The organism is Streptomyces calidiresistens, assembly GCF_014141525.1.
In the GTDB taxonomy this organism is placed as follows: Bacteria; Actinomycetota; Actinomycetes; order Streptomycetales; family Streptomycetaceae; genus Streptomyces; species Streptomyces calidiresistens.
The window spans coordinates 1-9,435 of sequence record NZ_VKHS01000128.1; the positions used below are offsets into that span (position 1 = coordinate 1).

At 68.0% G+C, this 9,435-nt stretch carries 8 protein-coding genes; 2 read left to right on the top strand and 6 right to left on the bottom strand.

Annotated elements, in window-relative coordinates:
• The 6 genes from FOE67_RS08200 to FOE67_RS08230 form a co-directional block, all read right to left on the bottom strand.
• Positions 1-803: ImmA/IrrE family metallo-endopeptidase (locus FOE67_RS08200; protein ID WP_182662001.1), on the bottom strand; the 803-nt coding region annotated here is incomplete at its 3' end.
• A gap of 20 nt (positions 804-823) precedes the next feature.
• Positions 824-1,600 (bottom strand): hypothetical protein, encoded by a 777-nt coding sequence (locus tag FOE67_RS08205; RefSeq protein ID WP_228473679.1) that lies wholly within the window; start codon positions 1,598-1,600, stop codon positions 824-826.
• Between the two features lie 212 nt (positions 1,601-1,812).
• Entirely contained in the window at positions 1,813-2,763 is a 951-nt protein-coding gene (locus FOE67_RS08210) for a hypothetical protein (RefSeq protein WP_323384481.1), read from the bottom strand.
• 372 nt (positions 2,764-3,135) lie between these two features.
• A protein-coding gene (locus FOE67_RS08215) for an IS5 family transposase (protein WP_182662008.1) occupies positions 3,136-4,016 on the bottom strand; the annotation gives its coding sequence in 2 pieces (ribosomal slippage) (positions 3,136-3,656 and positions 3,656-4,016; 882 coding nt in all).
• Between the two features lie 30 nt (positions 4,017-4,046).
• Positions 4,047-5,258 (bottom strand): DUF3800 domain-containing protein, encoded by a 1,212-nt coding sequence (locus FOE67_RS08220; protein WP_182662010.1) that lies wholly within the window; start codon positions 5,256-5,258, stop codon positions 4,047-4,049.
• Positions 5,259-5,882: 624 nt separating this feature from the next.
• Positions 5,883-7,127: a hypothetical protein gene (locus tag FOE67_RS08230; protein ID WP_182662013.1), complete on the bottom strand. Its 1,245-nt coding sequence runs from the start codon at positions 7,125-7,127 to the stop codon at positions 5,883-5,885.
• Between the two features lie 299 nt (positions 7,128-7,426).
• Between FOE67_RS08230 and FOE67_RS29080 the strand changes: the two genes are divergently transcribed.
• Together FOE67_RS29080 and FOE67_RS08240 are read left to right on the top strand one after the other, a co-directional pair.
• Positions 7,427-7,723, top strand: coding sequence for an NUDIX hydrolase (locus FOE67_RS29080; RefSeq protein WP_228473680.1), 297 nt, complete (start codon positions 7,427-7,429; stop codon positions 7,721-7,723).
• Positions 7,724-8,598: 875 nt separating this feature from the next.
• Positions 8,599-9,264, top strand: coding sequence for a hypothetical protein (locus FOE67_RS08240; protein ID WP_182662011.1), 666 nt, complete (start codon positions 8,599-8,601; stop codon positions 9,262-9,264).
• The last annotated feature ends 171 nt before the right edge of the window (positions 9,265-9,435 follow it).

Below are 9,435 nucleotides of genomic sequence, written 5' to 3' on the forward strand. Positions count from 1 at the left end.
GTGGTGGGCGGGGTGAAGGCGCGCCAGGGGGCGGAGTCGGTGACGAGGACGGCGACGGTGTAGCCGTCCATGGGGGCGGTATCTGTGTGCAGTTCGCGGCCGAGGATGCCGTCGCGGTAGCGGACCTGAGTCCGTCCTTGTACGCGGCCGGGGCCGGCCAGGGCGCGGTCGATGACGGGGATGTCGCCTTGGAAGCTGCCGCGCCGCAGGGGCGGCAGGCCGTGGGATGCGGCGAAAGCGAGGTGTCCGACAGAGTCGAGGAGGAGAACGTGACCGGGGGCGGGGAGGTGCTGGGCCGCTCGTACGCAGACGGCCATGCGGGAGGCTTTGCTCGTCTCCCACAGGAGGGTGATCGCTGAGGCGGTGGGCCCTTTGGCGTCCAGGTGCTGGTCGACGAGGTGTGCAGGGAGCAGGATCTGGGCGGCGAACGCGTCGCAGGCGGCGTCTTCGAGGAGGACGCCGCGGTCGGCTTCCTTGCTGAAGGGCTCCATGAGGTCGAAGCTGTTCTTCTGCAGGTGGTGACCGAGTTCGTGCAGGGCGGTGAAGTCCCGCCGTGCGTGGCTGTTGGAGGTGGCGACGGACAGCCGGGGTGGGGGGCCGTAGTCGTACGCGCCGGCGACGCTGCAGCCTTGGGCTGCCTCGTTCTCGGGGACGTCTTTGACGGTGAGCTCGGGCCAGGTCCGCAGTTCCGCGAGGGCGCCTTGTGCCAGGAGTTTGACGGCGCCGGGGCGGACCGTTTCGAGTTCTGTGATCATGGCGGCGGCCTGGGTGCGGGCGGCGCCGGCGAGCACGTAGTTGACCACTCGGGGGTACCCCCTCTTCTCTATTGGTCCAGGAGGAGTTCGAAGTAGCGGTCGGTGCGTGCGGTCCAGTTCGGCTGGGTGCGGTTGTCGTCGCGTGCCGCGAGCGTGTAGACGCCATAGGCGGCGCGCAGACGGGCGGCGTGTTCGGTCTCGTCGTACTGGGCGGAGAGCTTCTTGACCTGGCTGCGCCGCAGAGGCCGGTTGAGTTCGTGGACGACGGCGGGTGGCAGGGCGGGGTTAGCGTCGAGGAAGCGGGCGGCGGGCTGGCCGAGGAGTGCGGCGAGCGTGGCTGCCTGTTCGGCGGTGAGGGGCTGCTGGCCCCGCCACACGTCCAGCGCCAGAGGGGGTAGCAGTTTCAGTTCGGCCGCGAGCTGCTTGACGGTGATTCCATGCTCACCAAGGAGCTCGGAGAGACCTCCCGATCCTTGCGGGGCCCACCATGCGGAGCTGAGGACCTCGAAGTGGCCGGTGAGAACGGCGCGGTACTCGCCTGCCGCTGAGGACAAGACGGTACGGCTCCCCCACTGGGCGCCGGTCACTGTGTCGGCGAGCGCACGGGAGGTGAGGTTGTCGGGGTGGCTTGTCAGCTCGCTGACCTGCCGGTCCAGCACACACCACGGCACGGTGGTCTCCAGGCCCCACCACAGGGCCAGTGGCTGCTCCAGGGTGGTCGCCTGGGCGGGCAGAAGCAGGGTGTCGGCGTCGGCATACCGCTCGAAGGAGGCCGGCACGACGCGCGCGGTGTCGTCGTCACCGGCCGCGGTGATCAGCAGCAGCTCGATAGTGTCCTCCCACATCGCGCGCCAGATCTGGCCGGGGCGGGGGTCCTGGGGTGCTGCGGTGGCCACTCGGTGGACGGCGTCGGGTACTTTCAGGTTCGCTGCGGCGGCTAGAAGCCTCTGGTAGGCAGTGGTGTGGCCAGAGCTCATGCCGTCTCCCCCGTCTCCTCGGCTGTGGTCCATCAGCGCATTCTCTTCTCACTGGGTCCAGACGACGTAACTGGGGCTGTTCACGACGCAGCCTCGCTGCAGCGCCGCAACAGGGCAGCCATGACCACCTGGGGGGCACTGTCAGCCGAGAGGGCATCACGGAGCATTGTCTTGAGGTTGCACAGGACCAGCGCCGCATGACCTTGCCGGGTCCCAAGTAGTTGCGCCGCGTGGTGCGCGTCCTTGTCGAGGTAAGGAAGCAGCAGACGCTCGTTGGGTGAGAGGCGCTGCCAGATGTCCTCGGCAACCCCTTCGACCCCGGTCGGGTCAGGTGTGGTGGTGGCTGCATGCTGCTCGACGATGGAGGCGACGGTCCCTTCGTCGGCGAACAGAGGGGTCATGCGGGCCGGTGCCAGAAGCTCGAACCGGGCCTCGAGAATCTTGGCGAGGTCTTCCTCCCGTACCGCTCCTTGCGCGTACTGCAGCACGGACAGCAGGATGGCCATCAGGGCGTGCACGGTCTGCTGGGGTGTGGGGCCGGAGTGGTTCCAGCGGGTGATGCCGACGCCTTTCACCTGTGCGGCCTGGGAGATGAGATCGTCGAGATCTCCCTGCCATACGGCTCCTTCGGCGTGGTCGGCCAGTGCCCAGCGCGGCGGGGACCCCTTGAGCTTGCGGTAGGCCGCGTTCTCGCCCATCAGCCGGGCGATACGGCGCCGAAGCTTGCCTCGCGGTGTCTTCTTCGCCTCGTCGATGAGGAAGTTCTTGATCGACGTGAGAAACAGTCGTTCCAGAGAGGCTTCGTCGGCGGCCTGGGCGAAGCAGACGGTCACGAACCGTTGTCCCGCTCCTTCCTGGGACAACATCGCGCTAATCACGTCATAAGCCGCGTCATCGCTCCACACCGTGTGCCCCTCCGGGGGCGGAAAACCGGTGCCACGGCGCACCTGGTGAACCAGCCTCCGCAGCAGTTCGAACGTTGCTGGCCCCAACCCGCCGGTCTGCAGCTCCTCGTACGCGCTTTTTGTCACGAGCCCCACCCCGATCCCTGCCCCCGCAGGACGTCTACGGCCGCGGGGCCTCACGCCTGCTTACACCAGAATTCACCTCCCTCGCATGCGACACGCGCATATTCCTCTTGCCGTGCGGAAGGGCTCGCCGACTGCTGTCCGGGCACGGGGCATCAGCTCTCTGCGCGGCGGCAGGGGCAGCGACGGCGCAACACCTCGGGCGGGCAGCGTCCCATCCGGTGCTCGAGCCGCAGGTGACTCTACGGCAGAGCACGGCGTTCAGCGGCGCTTCGCGCGGGTGGTGTCGACTCGCGTGAAATCGGCGGGCTTCTCATCCATGAGCAGGCCGTTGGGGTCCACGAGTGGCGCCACTACTAGGTTCTGTCCGGCGGATCACTGGCGGAGCCAGAGTCGGATCGCTGCGGCGGTGACGGTGCCGTGGAAGACGTAGGCCCGTTTGTCATAACGGGTCGCGACCGCGCGGGAGTTCTTGAGCCGGTTGATGGTCCGCTCGACCTCGTTGCGGCGCCGGTAGTGGTCGCGGTCGAAGCCGGCTGGCCTGCCGCCTCCTCTGCCTTTGCGGCGGCGGTTGGCCCGCTGGTCCTTCGGTTCCGGGATCGTGTGCCGGATGTGGCGTCTTCGCAGGTAGCGGCGGTTTCGGCGGGAGCTGTATGCCTTGTCGCCGCTGACGTGGTCCGGCCGGGTCCGGGGCCGTCCGCCCAGCGGCCGGGGAACCCGGATCCGGTCCAGGACCTCGACCATCTGCGGGGCGTCGCCCCACTGGCCCGGCGTGAGCAGCAGGGCCATGGGGCGGCAGCCGCCTTCACCGGCGAGGTGGATCTTGCTGGTCAAACCGCCCCGGGACCGTCCGAGTCCCTCGTCGGGGCGGTGGTGCCGGGGCGTCGTCCTTTTTTCGGGATTCGCGGACGGGCTTTGCGTGCGCCAGCCGCGTGCTGGTGGGCCCGGCAGGACGTCGAGTCGATGCCGACCATCGACCAGTCGATCCGCCCTGCAAGGTCGGCCTCGGCCTGAACCGCGTGCAGGATCCGGTCCCAGGTGCCGTCCGCGGACCAGCGGCGATGTCGTTCATAGACGGTCTTCCACGAGCCGTAACGTTCCGGCAGGTCACGCCAGGGGACACCGGTCCGAATCCGGAACAGGATGCCGTTGACCACGATGCGGTGGTCGTTCCACCGGCCACCCCGGCCACCCCGAGGTGGCAGATGCGGCTCCAGTAACGACCACTCGCGGTTCGTCAGATCCCCCCGACCCATGCCCGAACCAACGAGCGACCGATCAGAAGGTCACATGATCCGCCGGACAGTGCCTAGGTGAAGGTCCTGTCCGGCAGGGTCGTCCTGGCCGTCGTGCCATCGTGCAACTGCCCGGCCGGCGCCTGCCACCAGGTCGGCAAGCTGGAGGGAGGGATGATCCACCGACCGGCCGCGGACCAGGCTCTGAAGGTGGCTCTGCTCGATCAGGCCTTGCACCAGACCCACGGCTGTCGCCCCGCGTTCCAGGACGTCGAGTTTGTCGTCGGTCAGAAGCCGTTGGTCGTCCGCGAGGATTTGGAGCTTGCCGCCGTGTCGGATCGAGGCGTGGAGGATGACCGTCGGCACGGCGGTGACCAGCGGATCGGTGGAGTCGTCGAGCAACCCGTGCTCTCCGGTCGGTGCGGCTTCGGACGGCCGCTCACGGGCGAAGGCTTCGGCTTGCGGGCGGGTTGTGCGCAACATCTCCAGGACGTGTGCCGCCTTCTTCGCCTGGGGGGCTTTATGGCGACGGGCGTAGGCGTGGCACTGCTGGACGACGGTGAAGAGCTCGTCGACGGTGACATGGTCGCCCGTACGGTTCTTCTTGGAGAAGAAGCCCACGGCGGTGGCGATGAGTCGGTCGAAGCCGTCGCGGCCCATCGCCCAGGGGCCTTCGGTGGCCAGGTCCAGGGCGAACTGCCGGGCAACACCGTTCATGACAATGTCGATACCCATGGCGTTGAACCGCTCCTCCAGCAGGAGGTCGACAAGTTTGGCCGCGACGAAGTAGTGCTTGTCGATCACGTATACCGAGGCGCGGTCATGGAGCGGACCATCGGGTGCCAGCAGGTCGCCCAGGAGGTGACGGCGCCGGCCCGCAGCCGGGCCAGCGAACATCTTCTGGAACTTCAGCTCTGTCGCGGACTTCTGGATCCCCCCCTCGACACGCAGGGTGTCCACGATGGCGGCAGCATCGGCGTCATCAATGGCCACCGAGCCCAGGATCATGTAGCGGTCGCCGCCGTGCAGCTGATCGCCGTGGTAGCCGGACTCGTCGATGGCAATCCACCGCCCGGCCCCGGCCCGGTCGTCGGTCGGTTCCAGACGGCTGCGACGACTGAAGTTCGCTCCGAGCAATCCCGTCCCGGCGTTCGGCGCATGGTCACGTTCGATCACCCCGACATCCTCGCCGCACGACGCCACGCCGACAATCTGCCCGATCGCTCCACCCGACTCCCGTGCCTGCTGCTGCGCTGCGGGCATGACGAGTATGCCGGTGAAGCCTCTTTCTCGCAGTCAGCAGGGATGACGGTGCGTATCGCAGACGAGGGGTGCGCCGCGCAGTTGCAGCGTCGGTGTGCCGATCTGTGGAGGATTGGACCGGGTGCAGGAGACATCCCGGATGCTCCGTGGCGCCAGCAGAGGGTGCGACGCACCCGCTTCGCCCTTCATGATCGTTTTTGATCCGCATCATGTGGTGCTTCAGCCGGCCGGACGGCGTCGAAGGACCCACCGTGCCCTCCTCGCTCCGCCGCCGGGCAGACGGCCTCCGCGCCGCCGGCGAGATCCGTTCCCTTGCCTGCGTCGGCATCGCCGGCACGACATCGACGCTCCCGATGCAGACCGCCGCTTGGGGCGCGACGTCCCGGCCGAGACCGTGGGCTGCTCCGGAGCCACGGCCTGGCGCCGGCTGCGGGACCAAGGCCAGCGTCTGTCGTACTGGCCCGCAGGTGGGTGGTGGAGCGCACGCTGAGCTGGCTGGCCCGCTCACGCTCCCTCAACCGCGACCACGAACGACGCCTCGACCACTACGCAAACTGCGCGGCCTGCCCTCATAGGGGTCGCTCACCTGTACGCCCAAGCCGAACGCTACGTAGTTCGCCCCACTCAGGTCAGCTGCTCGCCTCCCTCGGCCTCGGCCTCAGCGCGCCGCTCATCCATGGCGAAGCCCAGCCGCTCGGCCTGGATCTGGACGTCGGCCCACAGGGACAGCGTCGTGAGCGAAGTCCACGGTTCAGTCCGCTCTGGGTCATCGAGCAGCACCGTCTCGGTGTAGCCGTCGGACCACGCCTCTCCGCGGGCCCGGCCGTCCGCCCAGGCCCGGTCCTTGAACCACAACCTCTTGATGGTCGACTCGAGTAGCCGTGCATGGAGTCCCACCTGGAAAGTTAGCGTTTGCGCCACTTCCCAGCCGTTGTTGATGTGGCGCTCAAGACGCTTATTGTGCGGAGCGTGCTCACAGATGCCGATCTTCGCTATCTCCGGACCCGAGCGGCGAAGGAGGTAGATCAGGCCCGGCGCGTCGTCCTTGAAGCCGGTGAGCTTGCATTTTTGGGAGTTGCAGGCTCCCTGGCCCCGGTAGAGGTTGCCCAGTCGGGGCTCCACATCGGCCCCGCACTCGATGCACGTCCCCGGCCAAGGGGTATTCGTGCTCTTGAATGCGTGCAGATCATCGGGAAGAACACGGTAGGAGAGGGCGCGGTTCCATGCCTGCTCCGGGGTTAGCGGAGTGTTAGGCGCGCAGTGTCTGCACGCTCCTTGACCGTTTCGGACGTCGTTCAGACGAGGGGTCACATTCTTGTGGCACCGCAGGCATTCGCCGAGCCACGGTATGTGGATGCCTGGGTAGGGCACCTTGGGCTCGACCAGCCCCAAGTCCACCATCATCTTGAACGCATCATCGGGGTGGATCTCCTTCTTGGAGCAGAAACGGCAGGCCATGCCGCCGGCCCGAACCACCTTCATGAGTACCTTGATCGGCTTGCCCTCGCGTGGGCAACCGACGTTGAGGCAACGACACGCCCACCCCTTGGAGTTCTTCTCGTACGGCTCCAGTGGCTCGATGTTAGCGGCTGCGACGCTCTTCGCCAGTTCGTTCTCATCGATCCTGAACTTCTTTGCACGCTCCTTGTCGGCGCACGGGCGACAACCGCGGGGAGCATCCCCGTGCCGCTTGGCTTTCGTGGAGATGCTGTCGTACGTCGGTTCAATATCCCCCTGGCACCTCATGCAGGTGCTCTCCCAGGGCGTCTTGTTCGAGGTGAAAGGCACCTTCGGGTCGCACCCGTTCCGAAGCATGAGCTGCCGCGCTTCTTCCGGATCAGTCGCACGTCCCGATACCAACTTCTCCACCCTCAGTCAGGTTGCGGCCACGCTGGCCCCACGATGACTCTACGGGCGACCACCGACAGCGACCGAGCGGTGAGACCCTTCCCGTCCGCCTGTTGCTGTCCACGATGCGCACAGCTGTCCGGGCGTTCCTTGATCGCCGACCGCAGCAACAGCTGTCTACGGCGAGCGACAAGTCAGCAAATCGAGATCACAGAAGAGTAAAATTCTCGACCCCGACTGAGACGCCAGGGTTAACGCCGCTACACCAGGGGGTGCGGAGCCAGCAGCGCCGTACGCTGAGACAGCCAAGGGCCTGAGGCATGCGAACTGTTCCTAACGGCGGGCACAACGAACCGGCCAACCGGTACCTGCGCGACGCCGTCGTCCCCCTTTCCGGCTACGAGGACGTTCCCCTCGACATCGACGTGTACACCATCGACGCGAACCCGTCGAAGAAGGAGCCAGCCCACCACCACGTGAACTTCGGCTGGGCCTTCCAACTCGGCACGGAGTACCCGGTGACGCTTCAAGAAGAAGAGATCGACGGCCACGAGGGGCGGGCGTTCGCAAGCGCCGCCTCACCCACCGTCCGCGCCAAGCTCGCCCAGCTCACCTGAGGTACCCACTCCGACCCGACTACCAGGAAGGCCCCGTGGCTGCCACCACAGCTCAGCCGACCGGTGCGGCAGCCCATCCCTGCCCGAAAGGAGACCGACCCAAGTACCTGTGCCCCTCGAAGACGGGGCATGCCGTTAAACATGTTCAACCGCGTACGGCTCCGCCGCGCGTCACCGCACTTTGCTCGGCTGTGTGGACTCAACAACGGTGGGAAAGGGGCGTCGGGCGCGGATCGCCACACCCGCGCGTGGCCAATGCGTGGCCGGACGCGTCCGGACGGTGCGGCACGAGCCGTGCCGGATGAGCATGACAGAGGCGCTCTGAACAGGCAGGATGCCATCCTGCGGCAGTGCTCGTCACGGAACGGCATGACCGCCCCTGGTCTCGTAATGCGTAGGTCAAGGGTTCGATTCCCTTAGGCGGCTCCGCGGAAAGGCCAGGTCAGACACCCTCTGACCTGGCCTTTCTCGTTGAATCGGCCTGGCGCCCAGTCGACTCCGCCTCTCCTCCGGGGCTCGATCGGGGCAGGGGTGGCCAAGGGGTGGCCATCGGCACGACGCGCGTGTACAGGGGTGGCCGGGACGTGATCCGCCAACTGGTGGCCCACCCGGGTGCCGTTCGATCATCATCTGTTGATGACGGGGATGCCGGGCTCCGGCCCGACGCACCCGCCCCGCCCTTTCCGCCTCTTTCCCCGGGCTCTTGCCCCTCCTCTCCTCCTTCCACCGGCGCTGGGTGTCGGCGGTCCCTGTTTTCGTCCCCGGGAGCTCCCATGGCCGGCCCCTCTGTCTCCTCGTCTCCTCCGTCGCCCGTGGTTCGGACCGTGATCACGCTGATGGCCGTTCCGGTGTCGGCGGGAGGCGGAGTGCTTCTGGTGTCCTCACGGTGGTGGCACCTCCTGCCGGGGGTGCTGCTGCTGGTCGGTCCGGCCGGTGTGGTCGGCCGTTGGGGACGGGCCGGGTGGGCGATGGCGGCGGTCGGGGCCGCACCGGTCGCGGTGCTCGCCCTGGCGCGGGTCACCGAACCGCGTGAAGCCGACGGCCTGGCCGGGTTGTGGCCGGTCGACCTGCTGGCAGCGACCGGGGCCGTTCTGCTCGGCGTCGGGGTGGTCGCCGCCGCCGTGCGACCGGACCTGCCGCGCCGGGAAGCCTGGCGGCAGGAGGCTCGGCGCCGGTTGGCGCCGGTGGCGGTGGCGCTCGGTGCGGCTCTCGCGGCGTTCGTGCTCGAAGCCGTGGTGCGCGCGGAGGGCCCGGCCGGTACGGCGGTGGCGCTGGTGCCGGCCGGCGGCGTCGCGGTCGGACTGGCTCTCGCCGCCCGGGCCGCCGGACACCGGCCGCTCGCCGCCACCGCGCAGATCGCCGCCGGGATCGTCGCCATCGCCGTGGTGGTGAATGCGGACGCGGCATTCAGGCCTTCGGCAGCCCCGGAGTTGACCGAACCCCGGGTTCTGCCCTGGCTGCTGCTGCTCGTGGTGAGCGCCGTGGTGGCCCGGCTCGCCGGCACGGCGAGTGCCCGCCGCCGGACGCGGCGCACCCCGTAGGCAGGAGTCACCCCGATCGGGCCGACTCCGGCACCACCCCCTGCCTCTGCCTCACCGGCCCCATCGCACCGGAGCCCCGGCCCCGGATGGAGGGTCCCCCGGAACACCGCACGGCCCCTGTTCTGTCTCTCATACACATCTGTCGCTTCCGACGAAGCTGCAAGTGTAGAT

Excerpts from the sequence above, each read along its gene's own strand:
- FOE67_RS08205 (WP_228473679.1), bottom strand. The coding sequence starts at position 1,600 with ATGTGGGAGGACACTATCGAGCTGCTGCTGATCACCGCGGCCGGTGAC.
- FOE67_RS08220 (WP_182662010.1), bottom strand. The coding sequence starts at position 5,258 with ATGCCCGCAGCGCAGCAGCAGGCACGGGAGTCGGGTGGAGCGATCGGG.
- FOE67_RS29080 (WP_228473680.1), top strand. The coding sequence starts at position 7,427 with ATGCGAACTGTTCCTAACGGCGGGCACAACGAACCGGCCAACCGGTAC.